Here is a 16,485-nt window from a genome sequence, read left to right on the forward strand (position 1 = left end):
ATGATACTAGATTCAATAAAAAAAATCAAAAAATTCTGGTTATCCGACACCAGTTTCATCAGTTTACTGATCGTTTTATTGTGTCTGAATTTTATTGTTCCGGTTTTAATAGATGCAGAAATAATTGGAGAATATTCACTCAATGCTATTTATCTCTTTCTTTTTTTAATTGGAATTTTCTCGTCTGATCATTTATGGTTTAAAGTATTAACGATAAGTTTTTTTCTACTTCAGGTCATATTACGCTTCATTCGTTTTAGCGATTCGGATACCGAATTCTATTTTTGGGAACAAGTCGTAATACTAATGAACCTCATTTTACTGATTATTGTCAACTTAAAATTGCTTTTCAGAGATAAGGAAATCACGTATTACAGAATTATTGGTGCTGTGAATGTTTATTTAATGTTGGGTTTAATTGGTGTATCACTATTAGAAATTATTCATTTAGTCTTCGGGAACTCACTAGAAGGCAGTTGGAAACCCGACGAAGAAACACTCAATTTTCCTAACTTTATTTATTACAGTATGACCAGTTTAACAACCGTTGGTTATGGTGATTTAATTCCAATCAATGCGGCTGCTAGGATGACATCCGTCTTTTTGTCTGCAGTTGGAATTTTATATCCTGCCGTGGTTATTTCCAATCTTATTTCAACTGGGATGGCTAAGAAAAAAGAGGATCAATAAAATTAAAAATTGAAAAATAATTACTTTTTATTTCCGCCTCGTATCCAAAATATAAACCACTTTCCAAACCTCGTTTTCTTTGTATAATTGAAAAGAATTCACCCCGGAATGGCTCAATTTATCATTCACATAAAATTCGTACGGTGTCCAAACGTGAGCCATTGCACCATCAATTTGAACTTTGAAACTTAGAATTTTTTCCTCAAATTTCATCGATAATGGAATTGTTGCAATGGATTTATAAAAATCCGATGCTTTTTGAATTGAAAAATTTGATTCTTTTTCTGATTCAGAAATAGAATGTAAAACCAAATTTTCAGAACACACCTTCTTTAAAGCAATGGAATCTCTTTGATGAAAAGCATTAAAAAATTTTCCAATTGTCATTTGAATTTCGCTCTCCTGAGCAAAAGAAAATTGAAAACACAGTACTAAAATGAGAAGTGAAACTTTTTCATAAGTGAATTTTCTAATGAGTTAGTAGGTTTAAAATCAGATACGTTACAATTCCGGCAACATATCCGGCAATGGCCAAAGGCGTTATTTTTTTTAAATACCACAAAAAGGTCATTTTTTCTTTTTCCATAATGGCAATTCCGGCAGCTGAACCGATGATTAGCATACTTCCTCCGGTTCCGGCACAAAGAGCAATGAATTCCCAAAGAGAATCATCCATAGGATAATCAGAAATTGGAAACATTCCTTGCGTGGCCGCAACCAAGCTTCCATTATCAACAATGGATGATAAAACGCCAATGGCAATGATCATCACATTATTGTTCGGTAAACTTTCTTGCAGAAAAATAGATAATTGACTCAAAATCTGAACTTCTTGCAAAACATACACCAAAAGCAAAATTCCCATAAAATAAAGGATGGAACTCACATCTACTTTTGACAATGCATACGCAACCGAATATTTTTCTTTTTCCTCTTGTGGTTTATTGCGATGATAGATGATCGAAACCAAGGAAACAAAAGCCAAAGCCATTAAAACCCCAATAAACGGTGGCAATCCAGTAATTGATTTGATGACCGGAACCATTACCAATCCAAAAACGCCGGCTAAAAACACACTTAAACTGCCTCGCATTTTTTCTTCTTTAATCACTTCTGCCATAGAAAGTTGAACTCTTAGCATCGTAAAACCTTTCATTCGATAACTGGCAATTATCAAAGGAATTAAAAGACACATCACCGAAGGAAGAAAAAGTACTTTTACAATTCCAAATGCACTGACTTGTCCGCCAATCCAAAGTAAAGTGGTGGTGATATCTCCAATTGGACTGAAAGCTCCACCGGCATTGGCAGCAATTACTACAATTCCGGCTAAAATCATTCGTGTTTCACTCTTTGGCATCAATTTTCGCAAGAGCGTAATCATGATAATTGCTGTAGCTAAATTGTCTAATAAAGCCGACATAAAAAAGGTAATTCCACCTACAATCCATAACAATTTTAAAACCGATTTTGTGCGAATACGATTCGTAATAACCGAAAAACCTTTGTGAATATCAATCAATTCTACAATCGTCATCGCTCCCAAAAGGAAAATTAACAATCCTGAAATTTCACCAAAATGAAGAATCAATTTGTCTGAAACTTCATGTTTATCGCCTGTGTACAAAAAGGCATAAACAATCCAACACAATGAACCCGTTAGAATAGATGTAATGGTTTTGTTTATACGGATTGGAGATTCGAAAATAATCGATAAATAGCCCAAAATTGCTATCGCTAGAAGGATTGAAGTCATTTTTATAAGATTAAAAAATCCTTAGCTAAAGTAGTAAGTTTTTGTAACCGAAAACATCTTTATCTAAAATATTTTAAGTCACAAATAAACATTGCTTACATTTGTATTTCGTTCCAATAAATTTATAAAAATGTCAACAGCAAAAAAAGATTACAAACGCATCACGACCAAATCACTTTTTGATATGAAAGCCAATGGCGAAAAAATATCAATGCTTACAGCCTACGATTTTACAATGGCAAAAATTGTAGATGCCGCAGGAATTGATGTAATTTTAGTAGGTGATTCTGCCAGTAATGTAATGGCCGGTCACGAAACGACTTTACCGATTACTTTAGATCAAATGATTTATCACGCCAGTAGCGTGGTTCGTGCTTGTGAAAGAGCTTTGGTTGTGGTTGATTTACCGTTTGGAACCTATCAATCCGACCCCAAAGAAGCCTTGCGTTCTTCTATTAGAATCATGAAAGAAAGTGGCGGTCATGCTGTTAAATTAGAAGGTGGAAGCGAAATCAAAGAGTCCATTAAAAAAATATTAAATGCCGGTATTCCGGTCATGGGACATTTGGGTTTAACGCCTCAATCTATCTATAAATTTGGAACCTATACTGTTCGTGCCAAAGAAGAAGCCGAAGCCGAAAAGTTAGTGGAGGATGCCAAATTGTTGGAACGAATTGGTTGTTTTGCTTTAGTTTTAGAAAAAATACCGGCTAAATTAGCTCAAACAGTCGCCGAAAGTATTTCAATTCCGGTCATTGGAATTGGAGCCGGAAATGGTGTGGATGGCCAAGTGTTAGTTTTACACGATATGATCGGAATGACACACGAATTTAGTCCACGATTCCTAAGAAGATACATGAATTTATACGAAGATATGACCAAAGCCATCGGTCAATATGTTGCCGATGTGAAAGCGGTAGATTTTCCGAATGCAAATGAACAATATTAATATGGCAATGAGTCAATGAGTCAATTTGGGGATGAAAATAGTTACTACAAAAGATAATTTACAAATTCTTCACGAAGACAATCATTTGATAATTGTGAACAAACGTGTCGGTGACATTGCTCAAGGCGATAATTCCGGAGACAAACCCCTACCCGAAATTGTCAAAGAATACCTCAAAGAAAAATACAACAAACCCGGCGACGTTTTTCTGGGCGTTGTTCATCGGCTTGACCGACCAACCACCGGAATCGTTGTTTTTGCCAAAACTAGTAAAGCGTTAACCCGAATGAATGATTTATTCAGTTCGCGGGAAACGCAAAAAACCTATTGGGCTGTGGTGAAAAACAAACCAGCAAAAGAAGAAGATACGTTAGTTCATTTTATCAAAAGAAATCAACAAAATAATACTTCCAAAGCTCATTCAAAAGAAGTTCCGGAGAGCAAAAAAGCGAGTTTACATTACAAAACCATAACCGAATTAGACAATTATTTTGCTTTAGAAATTGAATTGCACACCGGAAGACATCATCAAATTCGAGCTCAACTGCAAGCTATTGGTTGTTCCATCAAAGGCGATTTAAAATACGGTTTTGATCGCAGCAATCCCGATGGTGGAATTCATCTTCATGCACGAAAATTAGCTTTTATTCACCCGGTTTCAAAAGAACAAATTACAGTCCTTGCTCCCGTTCCGCAAGATATTGTTTGGAAATCAATTGAAACTAAAATATAATTTTTTTCGATTATAAAGTAGGGAAATTCCTTTTTCGATTGTTTCTGAACTGACTAAAAATACCTATTTATAGGTAGTAACTATTCAATATAGAATTACCACCTTTGATATCAACTAAATATAATCAAAATGAAAAAACTAATTGTTCCTTTTTTTATATTATCCTGTGTTTGCACTTTCGCCCAAGAACATTTTTCAGGAATAGGAACTTCCAAACGTATCGGCATTCTCAACGCCAATTTTAATCCAGCTGAATTAGCCAATCTTAATTCAAAAATGGAAGTGAATCTTTTTGCGACAAGTATCAATATTTCTAACAACAAAATTGGGGTGAGCGACATAACCGGTGATGAAGATTTTGAAGATTTACTTTTTAAAGGAGATGAGCCCGTCAATTTGCGATTTGATGTTGAAATTGCTGGCCCCGGTTTTGCTTTTAAATATAAAAAAATGGGGTTTGCCATTACATCCAAAGCCTATGGAAAGTTAAATTTAGTGGATATTGATGCCAATATTGGTGATGCCATTGCCAATAACGGATTAAATTCATTAGTAAATTTCACTACTTTAAACGGAAATTACAACCAACGTTTGGTTGGTACGACCTATGGTGAATTAGGATTTTCTGCAGCAAGAAGTTTATGGGAAACCGATAAATATAAATTAAATGGGGGTGCGACTTTTAAGTTATTATTTCCGGGTTCGTATGCCAATTTTGGTGCCGATCAATTTCAAGGAACCATTACCAATGTTGGCGGAGATTCTTTTTTAACCAATGCCAATGCTTCAGTCAACGTGGCTTATTCCGGTAGTTTAGGAAGTAGTTTTTCTGATTTTGATGGTTATTCTGATTCTGTTTTTGGAAGTTTAAATGGTTTTGCTGTCGATTTTGGAGGAACATTTACGATTAAAGATGAAAAAAATGGTTACAAATTGAATTCCGGTATTTCCGTGAGAAATATTGGAGGGATGACTTTTAAAGATGAAAACAATTCCTCCACAAACTATAATTTGGTGATTCAAGGAAACCAAAGTCTCAATTTAAGTCAGTTTGAAAATGTGGACAGTTTACAAGAAGTAGAACAAATTTTGGTAGACAGCGGATTCTTAACTTCCACTTCGTCTTCTGAAGATTTTAAAGTAAAATTACCAACTGTATTGAATGCCTATGCTGATATGCAAGTCATTCCAACCTTATATGTTTCAGTATTTTTACAACAAAAATTAACCGATGATGCAAAAAATGACCAAATTACAGCTCAAAATGTGGTTACATTAACGCCTCGTTTTTCGTTAAAACATTTCGAAGTGTTTGCACCATTATCGCAAACAGAAATCGCAGGCTTTAATGCAGGAATCGGTTTTAGAGTTTACGGATTCTTTATCGGATCGGGTTCTGCGTTTACCGCTTTAATTAACGATAGCAAACAAGCCGATTTTTATTTCGGCTATCGATTTGGAATGGGGAAAAGTTAATTTTTCTCATTATATTTGAATTTATTCCCAAACCCATTTGAAATGAGTTCAATTATTGCTGTTGCCAAACGAAAAATTTTACTTCAAAAACTACTGATTTCCGTCAAAAAACATGAATCAGAAGTCATTGAAGCGTTGTATAAAGATTTTAAAAAACCGGCATTTGAAGCGGTTATATCTGAAACAAGTTATGTTATTTCCGATTTAAAAAATTCGATTTCAAACCTTAATCGATGGACTAAACCAAAACAGGTTTGGCCATCGATTATTAATTTTCCTTCATCCGACTTTATTTATTCTGAACCTTATGGTCGGGTTTTGATTATTTCGCCGTGGAATTATCCATTTCAATTGGCCATGTGTCCGCTGATTGCTGCTATTGCTGCGGGAAATACGGTGGTTTTAAAACCTTCTGAACTAACATTTAATACTTCGCAAATCATTACTAAAATTGTGGAAGAAGTCTTTGATGTAAAAGAGGCTGTAGTCGTGCATGGCGGAGCGGAATTCACCCAATCCTTACTGGAAAAACGTTGGGATTTTATCTTTTTTACCGGAAGTGTTCCAGTGGGAAAAATTGTAGCTCAGGCAGCGGCGAAGCATTTAACGCCCGTAACCTTAGAATTAGGTGGAAAAAATCCTTGTATTATTGATGAAGGTGCCAATTTGGAAATTGCTGCGAAACGAATTGTGTGGGGTAAATTCGTCAACGCCGGACAAACGTGTATTGCTCCCGATTATATCTTGGTTCAGGCAAAAGAAAAATACAATTTTGTGGAATTACTCAAACAAGAAATTACGCAAGCATACGGTGAAAATCCGGAAGAATCAACCGATTTTCCACGTATCATTAATACCAAAAACTGGCAACGATTACAAGCAATGATTGAACCTTCAAAAGTTATTGTTGGCGGAGTTTCTGATGAAGAAAATCGATACATCAGTCCTACTCTGCTCGATGAACCCGAATTGAATAGCGAAGTGATGAAAGACGAAATCTTTGGACCCATTTTACCTATTATTTCTTATCACGATGAGAAAGATATTGAGAGAATTATTTCTAAGTATGAAAAGCCTTTGTCCCTTTATGTTTTCACAGAAAATAAACAATTTGCTGAAAAAATGATTACAAGTTATTCCTTTGGTGGTGGTTGTGTGAATGATTGCATGATTCATTTTGCAAACAAGCGATTACCTTTTGGCGGCGTAGGTCATAGCGGCATAAATGCGTACCATGGAAAATTTGGTTTCGATTCGTTTTCACATAAAAAATCAATCGTCAAAAAACCATCGTGGGGTGATAATCCTATTCGCTATGCACCGTATAAAAATAAATTAAAATACATCAAAAAATTACTATCTTGGCTTTAAACTAACTTAACGTATGGAAACTAACACTACAAAAAAAATCGACCAAGCAACGCAACAGGGCTATTACCTTGACTTTGGCACTGTCATTGAAAAAGCATTTGAGAACTACAAAAAAATTGCTTTAACCGGCGGTTTAGCCTTTTTACTCATTGTACTCGCAGCATTTGCACTTTTTGGCTCTATTGCTGCCATCGCTTTTGGTGCAGCAGACATGATGAGTACACTAACCGAATTTAACCCAATGGATTTTTCGGTTGCCGGCATACTTATTTATTTTTTGGTTATGATTGTTTTTGCCGGATTAACCGCTCCCATTGGAGCCGGATTTTTCAAAATGGCTCATTTGGCGCAAACCAACAAACCTTTTTCTGTGGGAACAATTTTTGACTATTACAAAACTTCCTATTTCAAAGAGTTATTCATTGCTGCCTCAATACTTGCCATCATTAATTTTGCTTTTGTTACAGGTTTTGAATTTATAGACTATCCAATTGTGGGCAATATGCTATCCTATGTTGTTGCTTTTTTTACCATGCTAACCGTTCCGTTGATCATTTTTGACAATCAAACGGGGGTAGATGCCATTTCCATCAGTATCAAATTAGTTTTAAAACAACCGCTTATTTTATTTGGGTTAGCAATAGTTAGTTTCATTATAGTATGTTTGGGCATCATTGCATTGTGTGTCGGAATTCTTTTTACATTTCCGTTTTGGTATTCCTTTCTTTATACAACCTACAACGCTATTTTTCCAATTGAAAATGCAAGTGAGATTGAGGAGATTGGGAGGTTGGAGGAGTAATTAATTCGTAGCGAGAACACGCCTTAAAAGCAGTGATAAGCGATGTAAAGTATTGGTTATATTAAAGTTTGCGACAAGCATTCAACACATAAACTTATAAATGACAAAAGAAGAATTAGAAGATTATAAAAATAATATTCCAGAAATCAATGAGAGTATTGTCGAAATGGAAAAAGCAAACTCTCAAATAGTTATATACGAAGGGGAATATGTTATCAAGTATGCTGACAATGAAATAAAAATTGTTGGGAAAGTATATTTTGATTGGTTCCCAAATTTCGGAACATATTTTTCTGGAAAACCATTAATTGATGTTGATAAGGCGTATGACCTTTTCCATAAAGTAAAGATGTTTGAAATTATAATTGATGATTTAAAATTTGGTGATGCATTTATAACTAGAACCAATATTCAAAGTTTAAATGGAGAAATAAATTTTATTGGAGTCTTATCACAGCAAGCAATATTTGGAGATAAATCAATTCCTGTTAAAACAATAAGATTTTCAGTTCCCAATCTAAGAGAATTTTATGGTCTTCCTGTCAAAAAACAAACTGTAGAAAACATTTCACATTTCTCTGGCAGATTGATATTAGAGAATAATAATTTTTTAATTAAACTTGATAAATTAAAGAACTACGCTAAGTTGAGTTCATCACTTGAAGAAAGTGGCGGTTATGTTGTTTTATATGCTGGTGAAATTGAAAGCAAAAAAGGGTCAATGACTTTTGAAACTGTGAAAGATACTTTTCATTGTTTAGATACTTTTCTAACTTTTCTAAACGGTCGGAGAACTTCAGCATTATTTATTACAGGAATGCATGAAGGTGAAAAAGTTTGGTCTGATTTTACTGGTTATCATGTTGATGCATTTAAATCTGTTTTATCCTGGCCACAAAGGCACTCTATAGCCGGAATTAATGAGCTTTGGCAAAAATTCTGCGAATTATGGAAAGACAAAGACGATAAAAACTTTTTGACATCAGCAATTCATTGGTATATTGAAGCAAATAATCATTCTGGCTTTACAGAAGGTTCAATTATAATGGCTCAAACAGCTTTGGAACTTTTATACAACTGGTGGATTATTGAAAACAAAAAAATTATTATTGGGAAAGACTCTGAAATTATAAATGCCTCGAATAAAATTAGATTACTTCTATCGCAATTAGATATTGATTATTTGGTTCCTCAAAAATTCTCAGAACTACAATCATTCATTGACAGTGATAAGCAAATAATTGATGCACCTGATGCAGTCGTGCAAATAAGAAATGCTATTGTTCACTCACAAGAAGAAAAAAGAAAAAAATTAAGTTCAATTCATTATAAAGCCAAATCTGAAGCTTTAAATCTATGTATTTGGTATATTGAAATGTCAATCTTAAGAATTTTAGAATATAACGGTAAATATTATAATCGTTGTTCAAAAGAATTGCATAGATCATTAGCGGAAGAAATTGTACCTTGGAAAAGATAAAAAGCCAATCGCTACGAACCCTCCTCACTTCCCCCCAAATAAATTCACTTTTAGATATTTATCAAAAAAAAAGCCACCTCTCGGCAGCTTTTTCACACTATTATATTCTAAAACTATTATTTCGTCAAAGCCGCTTTCACTTGGTCTGCTGCTTCTTGAAACTGTACCGCCGATAAAATTGGCATACCTGAATTATCAATCAATTCTTTTGCAATCTCTGCGTTTGTACCTTGTAAACGTACGATGATTGGCACTTTAATTGCGTCACCCATATTTTTATAAGCATCTACAACACCTTGAGCCACACGGTCACAACGAACAATACCACCAAAGATATTAATCAAAATCGCTTCAACAGCTGGATCTTTCAAAATGATTCTAAACGCAGTTTCCACACGTTTTGCATCCGCAGTTCCACCCACATCCAAAAAGTTAGCAGGCTCAAAACCGGCATACTTAATCAAATCCATTGTGGCCATTGCCAAACCGGCTCCGTTCACCATACAACCTACGGTTCCGTCAAGGTCAACATAGTTCAAACCAACTTCTTTTGCTTCCACTTCAATCGGATTCTCTTCACGAATATCACGCATATCAGCAATTTTAGCTTGTCTGTACAACGCATTATCATCAATATTCACTTTCGCATCCACCGCCATAATTTTGTTGTCAGACGTTTTCAAAACCGGATTGATTTCAAACATCGACGCATCACAACCAATGTACGCGTTATATAAACTATCCACAAATTTCACCATTTCCTTAAAAGCATTTCCCGAAAGACCTAAATTAAAGGCAATTCTTCTTGCTTGAAAACCTTGCAAACCAACAGCCGGATCAATTTCTTCAGTAAAAATCAAGTGTGGAGTATGTTCCGCCACTTCTTCAATATCCATTCCGCCTTCGGTAGAATACATAATCATATTTCTTCCCGTCGAACGATTCAACAAAACCGACATATAAAACTCCGAAGTTTCACTCTCACCCGGATAATAAACATCCTCGGCAATCAACACCTTGTGCACTTTCTTTCCCTCAGCCGAAGTTTGAGGCGTAATCAATTGCATCCCAATAATTTGCTCTGCAATTTCCTCTACTTGTTGCAAGTTTTTAGCTAACTTCACTCCGCCACCTTTTCCTCTTCCACCTGCGTGAACCTGAGCTTTAATAACGTGCCATCCCGTGCCGGTTTCAGCAGTTAATTGTTTTGCGGCAGCCACGGCCTCAACCGGATTGTTAGCCACAATTCCACGTTGAATTCGAACGCCATAACTGGCCAAAATTTCTTTACCTTGATATTCGTGTATGTTCATAGTAGTATAACGTTTGTCTGTTAAAAAGTGCCACAAAAATAGCAAATTCAAACCAATTTCAGAAACTATTTTATTTTTTATTTTTAGGAAGCTATTCCCGCTTTCCGCTGCAAGCTTGTTTGCAAAAACTGTTTTTTCTAAGCCGCCCCAAGAGCTTCCGTTGGTCGCTTTGTGTCCGCAAGAAAAAATCAGTTTTTGCTGCTCAAGGCTTTCCGCTGCAATCGGGGCTACGAGATTGTACTTCAAAACAAAATCAGTGAATAAAGTCGTTTTGATGATTTGTAAGATTTATTTATTAAATTTGAGAAAATAAAATCTGACTTTGTCAGACATAGCAACCTAAAAATGGGTTTATGTGTCGGATTTTGTCAGACATATATACGAGTTATGCAACAGCTTTGGAATCGTGGTAAAAACAACTTTGAAATTTAAAATATGATTAAACGGATTTTTATACTTGGAATTATAATGAGTTTAATCCAAACTTTACTGTACTTCATTATTGTAGAATCACTTCAGTTTGTAGAAACAAAGTTAGTGGCAGAAAACAACAGACAAATTTCCGACACAGTACTTCCTTATATTATCCTTATCTTTTTTGAAATTGTATTGATACAAAATATATTAACTTCTGTAGTTAGCAGAAAACTATTTACTTGGATTATGTTTTCGCTATCAGCTATATTTTTATTAGCAGCATTTTTCCAGCCTTTTAGCATATGGCCTTCGCTCGCATTTTGTTTAATAATTGTTTTACTTTTATTACTTTATGTGATTGTCGAAAGGCATTACGGAAGAATATTAAGCCGATTGCATAACAGCCGTTTGGCAAGATTGGGGTTTTAGGCTTAATTTAAAGTTGGTCTTGTACTTGGAAATTTTGTGTTTACCAAAAATAAATCTTAATCTAGTCCCCAACCTCGCCAAGCGGCGGAAGGTTAGAGGTAATTTTAAAAAAATGAAATATAAGTTGACAATTTTTATTATAGTTATAATTAGCTTAATTGCTTATAATTTGTTTATTAGAAAAAATGAAGATTCAAAATTTGAATCAGAACAAATAGTTTATTTTCCAATAAAACAAATAAATAAGGATTCAATAATAAATATTTACAGTAAAGACTACGTAAGATACATTTTCACAAAAAACACAACTGAAAATTATATTCTCAAGATGATTGAAGAATATGGAGAACTGAATGGTGAAGAAGATGCAAAATTATATGATTTCGGTATTTCGACCTACGGAGATTGGAAAATTATACAAGTAGATAAAAATTTAAGTTTCTATGCATATCACAATCTTGTTGGATGGTTTTTTGGCTATGAAGAAAATCCTGAAATACCTGAATTTTCAATAGGTTTTGCTAAAAATATAGAAAATGTAAATTACGATTACATTTTTCACCTTGACCCTGAAAATGAAAGAGGAGACACTGGAATTGGAGTTTTTGATAATGGTAAATCATTTTTTATTTATTTACCAGACGCATATGAGGAGAATGGTAATTTAACAGTAACCGATAAAATTAAACTTTCAAAGACAGAAAAAATAGAATTCATTTCAAACGAAGGACTTGAAATTTCTAAAATAAATGATTTAAACTTTTCGATTCACAAAATAAAAATGTATCACTAAACAAGCTAGGCATTAAAGCGGTAACAGTTGCACAACTCCCTCCATAACATAACTTTTCAATATAATTCAAAAAAAACACATCATTGTTATAAATATAACAAAATGTGATTTTTTGTTATTTCAACACAAAAAATTTGAAACTAAGTCATTCTACACCTACATTTGTTGAAAATTCACGAATGAACGCATCAGATTTACTACACTTATCAGACCAATTCGGAGGACCGCTTTATGTTTACAATGCCGAAAAAATTGAATCGCAATACAACCGTTTAGTCAATGCTTTTTCAAAAGTAGAACGTTTGCAGATTAATTATGCGGTGAAAGCTTTATCCAATATTTCTGTTTTAAAATATTTTCACAAATTAGGTTCGGGTTTAGACACGGTTTCGCTTCAAGAAGTGCAATTGGGTTTAGCCGCCGGTTTTGAACCGAATCGTATCATTTTTACACCCAACGGCGTTTCCATCGATGAAATTGAAGAAGTGGCAACTTTGGGCGTTCAAATCAACATTGATAATCTTTCGATTTTAGAACAATTCGGAACCAAACACCCAACTGTTCCGGTTTGCATCCGAATCAATCCCCACGTGATGGCGGGTGGAAACACGAATATTTCGGTAGGTCATATCGATAGTAAATTCGGAATTTCCATTCATCAATTGCCGCATTTGTTGAGAATCATCGAAAACACACACATGCACATCAACGGAATTCACATGCATACCGGTTCCGATATATTGGATATCGAAGTGTTTTTATATGCTGCCGAAATTTTATTTGAAACCGCAAAAAACTTTAAAACATTAGATTTTATTGACTTTGGTAGCGGATTCAAAGTGCCGTACAAAAAAGACGATATAGAAACCAATGTGGAAGAATTAGGTAAAAAATTATCCAAACGTTTCAATCAATTTCAAACCGAATATGGTCGTCCGTTGACTTTAGCTTTTGAACCGGGTAAATTTTTAGTAAGCGAATCAGGTTACTTTTTAGCCAAAGTAAATGTAGTAAAACAAACTACTTCCACCGTTTTTGCCGGAATTGATAGCGGATTTAATCACTTAATTCGTCCGATGTTGTATGGTTCCTATCATCACATTGAAAACATTTCCAACCCAAAAGGAAAAGAACGATTTTATTCTGTTGTAGGTTATATCTGTGAAACCGATACTTTTGCCAACAACCGCCGAATTTCCGAAATCAAAGAAGGCGATATTTTGTGTTTCAGAAACGCCGGAGCTTATTGTTTTTCGATGGCATCTAACTATAATTCGCGCTTTCGTCCCGCCGAAGTACTCTGGTATGAAGGAAAAGGTCACTTAATTCGCGAAAGAGAAACGTTTGAAGATATTCTTCGCAATCAAATTGAAGTTACATTTTAGCGATATGTTACACCTGACAGGTTTTTGAAACCTGTCAGGTGTAAGAAAACACAAATCCATTTTTGCTTTAAATCACTACCTAATCAAACAAACACAACCCAAAAGAGTCGGAATTCATTTTCCGGCTTTTTTTATGAATGGGAAATAATGATTAATTAACGCTTAGCTCATAAGTATTTTTTATATTTGAAAAATTTAAAATCCCAATGAACAGAAGAAAATTTTTTAGGAACGGAACATTATTTACGTTAGGAACAGCCGTTCTAAACCCTTTTGAAAGTGCTGCCACTATTCTCGATCAACCTACAGAGTTCAAAGGTAAAAAAGCCAAAAACATCATTGTGTTAGTCAGTGACGGAATGAGTTCAGGAACACTGAACATGGCCGATATTCATCTGCAAAGAAAAAACGGAAATGGTTCAAATTGGTTAATTTTATATAGAGAAAATAAAGTAACAAGAGCTTTGATGGATATGGCTTCGGCTTCTTCTGTGGTAACCGATTCTGCGGCAGCCAGTTCTTCTTGGGGAAGTGGTTTTCGCGTAAAAAACGGAGCATTAAACGTCGGAGTAAACGGTGAAGAATATCTACCAATTTGGCAAAAGTTCAAAAAAGCCGGAAAAATGGCGGGATGTGTCACCACCGTTCCAATTACGCACGCCACTCCGGCCGGATTTTGTGCCATCAGTAAAAGTAGAAATAGTCAGGATGACATTGCTGAATCCTATTTAAACCTTCAATTTGATGTGATGATGGGTGGCGGACAAAAACATTTTGATGCCAATTCCCGAAAAGATAAAAAAGATTTGTATTCGGCTTTTCAATCCAAAGGATATCAAGTGGTTAAAACGAGAAGTGAAATGCTTTCCACCTCGCATGACAAACCCATTCTAGGCGTATTTTTTGAGGATGGACTTCCCTACTCGATTGACCGAGAAAATATTAAAGATTTGGGTAACACGATCCCAACATTGGCAGAAATGACGGAAAAAGCTATTGACCGAATGAAAAGTCACAAAAACGGGTTCGTGTTACAAGTGGAAGCCGGAAAAGTAGATTGGGCAGCACACGCCAACGACATTGCCGGTTTGCTATATGACCAAGTTGCTTTTGATGAAGCGGTGAAAGTTGCCATCGATTTTGCTGAAAAAGACAAAGAAACGTTAGTCGTTATTACCACTGACCACGGAAATGCAAATCCGGGCTTAATTTATGGCAAGAACGTCAACGATCATTTTGACAGCGTGCAACAGCATAAACACACGAATGAATGGATTTTAAATGGTTTTACACCGCAATCAACAGTAGCTCAAATCAAAGAACGCATTGAATTTGCAAACGGTTTTGCATTAACCGATGACGAAGCCAAAACGATTTTGAGTTATTATTCCAATTTACAAAAACAAGACGACGGATTATACAACTACAAAAACTTACCTTTCAAAACCTTTGCTGAGATGCAAAAAAGCAGAACATCCGTAGGATGGATTAGTATGGATCACTCGGCAGATTACACAGAATTAGCAATGTTTGGACCGGGAAGTGAAAAACTAAAACCCTTTATTAAAAACACCGATTTACATTATTTTATGTTGGAAGCAGCGGAAGTGGAAAATAAATTTTAAGGTTGATAAATGCATAAAAAAACACAGTTTATGGCTGTGTCTTTTTTATTGCTACTATACTTTTCGTCTTTCTCTCTCCTTCTTAATCAACATCAACTCCCGACTCGTTTGTCCGGCCACAGAAGTATTTTCTTCTGCTCTACGAATTAAGTATGGCATCACATCACGAACCGGTCCGAAAGGCAAGTATTTTGCCACGTTGTAACCATTGGCGGCTAAATTATAACTGATATTGTCGCTCATGCCGTACAATTGTCCGAACCAAATGCGTTGATCATTGGAGGATAAACCTTTCGATTTCATCAACTCCATTAATTTATATGAACTCAGTTCATTGTGCGTTCCCGCAAAAATGGCCATTTTATCAATGTTTTCAACCATATAAGTTACGGCTGCATCATAATTTTCATCGGAAGCGGTTTTGGTGGCACAAATAGGTGTTTTATATCCTTTTTCTTCGGCACGTTTGTTTTCTTTTTCCATGTAGGCACCGCGAACGAGTTTCATCCCAATAAAAAAACCTTCTGATTTAGCTTGTTCATGGATTTTTTTCAGGTAATCCAATCGATCCCAACGATACATTTGCAACGTATTAAAAACAATGGCTTTTTCCTTGTTGTATTTTTGCATCATTTGAAGCACCAACTCATCGGCAGCATCTTGCATCCAACTTTCTTCACCATCAATCAACAACGCCACATCTTTTTCATGAGCAAATTGGCAAACGGCTTCATAACGAGCCACTACTCTATCCCACTCGGCATGTTCTTCAAAAGTGAGCGGTTTTTTCTTTCCTATTTTTTTATATAGATCAAATCGACCAAAACCGGTTGGTTTAAAAACCGCGAACGGAATGGCTTTCTTTTCTTTAGCAAATTCAATGATTTTAAGCGTTTTTTTCATCGCGGCATCAAATTCAATTTCGTCTTCTTTGCCTTCCACAGAATAATCCAACACAGAACAAACGCCTTTGGTAAACATTTTTTCCATCACGGGCAAACAATCTTCTTCGCTAATTCCGCCACAAAAATGATCAAAAACTGAAGCTCTAATTAATCCTTCAACCGGCAAATGTGCTTTAAGAGCAAAATTGGTTACCGCTGTGCCAATGCGAACAAGTGGCTCGCTATCAATCATTTTAAATAAAAAATAGGCTCTATCCAATTCAGTATCACTTTTTAACGAAAAAGCAACTTGCGTATTATCGAAGATTTTATCCATGTTTTGTTGAAAATAATGTAGCAAAGATAAGGAGTGTTTGAGAAT

The 16,485-nt window shown here is 35.2% G+C and carries 14 protein-coding genes; 10 read left to right on the plus strand and 4 right to left on the minus strand.

Annotation, left to right across the window (positions count from 1 at the left end):
- The gene (locus B0I10_RS00250) at nucleotides 1-690 is read left to right on the plus strand and encodes a potassium channel family protein (RefSeq protein WP_220086182.1); all 690 of its coding nucleotides are present in this window, start codon (nucleotides 1-3) and stop codon (nucleotides 688-690) included.
- A 27-nt stretch (nucleotides 691-717) separates the two neighbouring features.
- Here the strand turns inward: B0I10_RS00250 and B0I10_RS00255 are convergent, their stop codons facing one another.
- Nucleotides 718-1,077, minus strand: a complete 360-nt coding sequence (locus B0I10_RS00255) for a nuclear transport factor 2 family protein (protein ID WP_112084485.1) — start codon at nucleotides 1,075-1,077, stop codon at nucleotides 718-720.
- Nucleotides 1,078-1,159: 82 nt separating this feature from the next.
- A complete protein-coding gene (gene nhaD / locus B0I10_RS00260) occupies nucleotides 1,160-2,446 on the minus strand; it encodes a sodium:proton antiporter NhaD (RefSeq protein ID WP_112084486.1) in 1,287 nt (428 codons plus the stop codon).
- 130 nt (nucleotides 2,447-2,576) lie between these two features.
- Between nhaD and panB the strand changes: the two genes are divergently transcribed.
- The 6 genes from panB to B0I10_RS00290 all read left to right on the plus strand — a co-directional run bounded on the left by panB (nucleotide 2,577) and on the right by B0I10_RS00290 (nucleotide 9,257).
- Nucleotides 2,577-3,395, plus strand: coding sequence for a 3-methyl-2-oxobutanoate hydroxymethyltransferase (gene panB, locus B0I10_RS00265; protein WP_112084487.1), 819 nt, complete (start codon nucleotides 2,577-2,579; stop codon nucleotides 3,393-3,395).
- Between the two features lie 31 nt (nucleotides 3,396-3,426).
- Entirely contained in the window at nucleotides 3,427-4,128 is a 702-nt protein-coding gene (locus B0I10_RS00270) for an RluA family pseudouridine synthase (RefSeq protein WP_181456861.1), read from the plus strand.
- A gap of 129 nt (nucleotides 4,129-4,257) precedes the next feature.
- Complete coding sequence (locus B0I10_RS00275) at nucleotides 4,258-5,604, plus strand: hypothetical protein (RefSeq protein WP_112084489.1); 1,347 nt, start codon at nucleotides 4,258-4,260, stop codon at nucleotides 5,602-5,604.
- Nucleotides 5,605-5,646: 42 nt separating this feature from the next.
- Nucleotides 5,647-6,975, plus strand: a complete 1,329-nt coding sequence (locus B0I10_RS00280; protein ID WP_112084490.1) for an aldehyde dehydrogenase — start codon at nucleotides 5,647-5,649, stop codon at nucleotides 6,973-6,975.
- Between the two features lie 13 nt (nucleotides 6,976-6,988).
- Nucleotides 6,989-7,777: a DUF2189 domain-containing protein gene (locus B0I10_RS00285; RefSeq protein WP_112084491.1), complete on the plus strand. Its 789-nt coding sequence runs from the start codon at nucleotides 6,989-6,991 to the stop codon at nucleotides 7,775-7,777.
- Nucleotides 7,778-7,877: 100 nt separating this feature from the next.
- Nucleotides 7,878-9,257, plus strand: a complete 1,380-nt coding sequence (locus B0I10_RS00290; RefSeq protein WP_112084492.1) for a hypothetical protein — start codon at nucleotides 7,878-7,880, stop codon at nucleotides 9,255-9,257.
- Nucleotides 9,258-9,373: 116 nt separating this feature from the next.
- Here B0I10_RS00290 and sucC read toward each other — a convergent pair whose 3' ends face one another.
- A complete protein-coding gene (gene sucC / locus B0I10_RS00295) occupies nucleotides 9,374-10,570 on the minus strand; it encodes an ADP-forming succinate--CoA ligase subunit beta (protein ID WP_112084746.1) in 1,197 nt (398 codons plus the stop codon).
- A gap of 958 nt (nucleotides 10,571-11,528) precedes the next feature.
- On the opposite strand from sucC, the gene B0I10_RS00305 reads away from it, so the two are divergent.
- The 3 genes from B0I10_RS00305 to B0I10_RS00315 all read left to right on the plus strand — a co-directional run bounded on the left by B0I10_RS00305 (nucleotide 11,529) and on the right by B0I10_RS00315 (nucleotide 15,219).
- Nucleotides 11,529-12,209 carry a hypothetical protein gene (locus B0I10_RS00305; RefSeq protein WP_112084494.1) on the plus strand — a complete coding sequence of 227 codons (681 nt, stop codon included), beginning with the start codon at nucleotides 11,529-11,531 and terminating at the stop codon, nucleotides 12,207-12,209.
- A gap of 179 nt (nucleotides 12,210-12,388) precedes the next feature.
- Nucleotides 12,389-13,594, plus strand: coding sequence for a diaminopimelate decarboxylase (lysA, locus tag B0I10_RS00310; RefSeq protein ID WP_112084495.1), 1,206 nt, complete (start codon nucleotides 12,389-12,391; stop codon nucleotides 13,592-13,594).
- 206 nt (nucleotides 13,595-13,800) lie between these two features.
- Nucleotides 13,801-15,219: an alkaline phosphatase gene (locus B0I10_RS00315; protein WP_112084496.1), complete on the plus strand. Its 1,419-nt coding sequence runs from the start codon at nucleotides 13,801-13,803 to the stop codon at nucleotides 15,217-15,219.
- A 54-nt stretch (nucleotides 15,220-15,273) separates the two neighbouring features.
- Here B0I10_RS00315 and B0I10_RS00320 read toward each other — a convergent pair whose 3' ends face one another.
- Complete coding sequence (locus tag B0I10_RS00320; RefSeq protein WP_112084497.1) at nucleotides 15,274-16,440, minus strand: proline dehydrogenase family protein; 1,167 nt, start codon at nucleotides 16,438-16,440, stop codon at nucleotides 15,274-15,276.
- Between the last annotated feature and the right edge of the window lie 45 nt (nucleotides 16,441-16,485).

It is taken from the genome of Flavobacterium lacus (genome assembly GCF_003268815.1).
GTDB lineage: Bacteria > Bacteroidota > Bacteroidia > Flavobacteriales > Flavobacteriaceae > Flavobacterium > Flavobacterium lacus.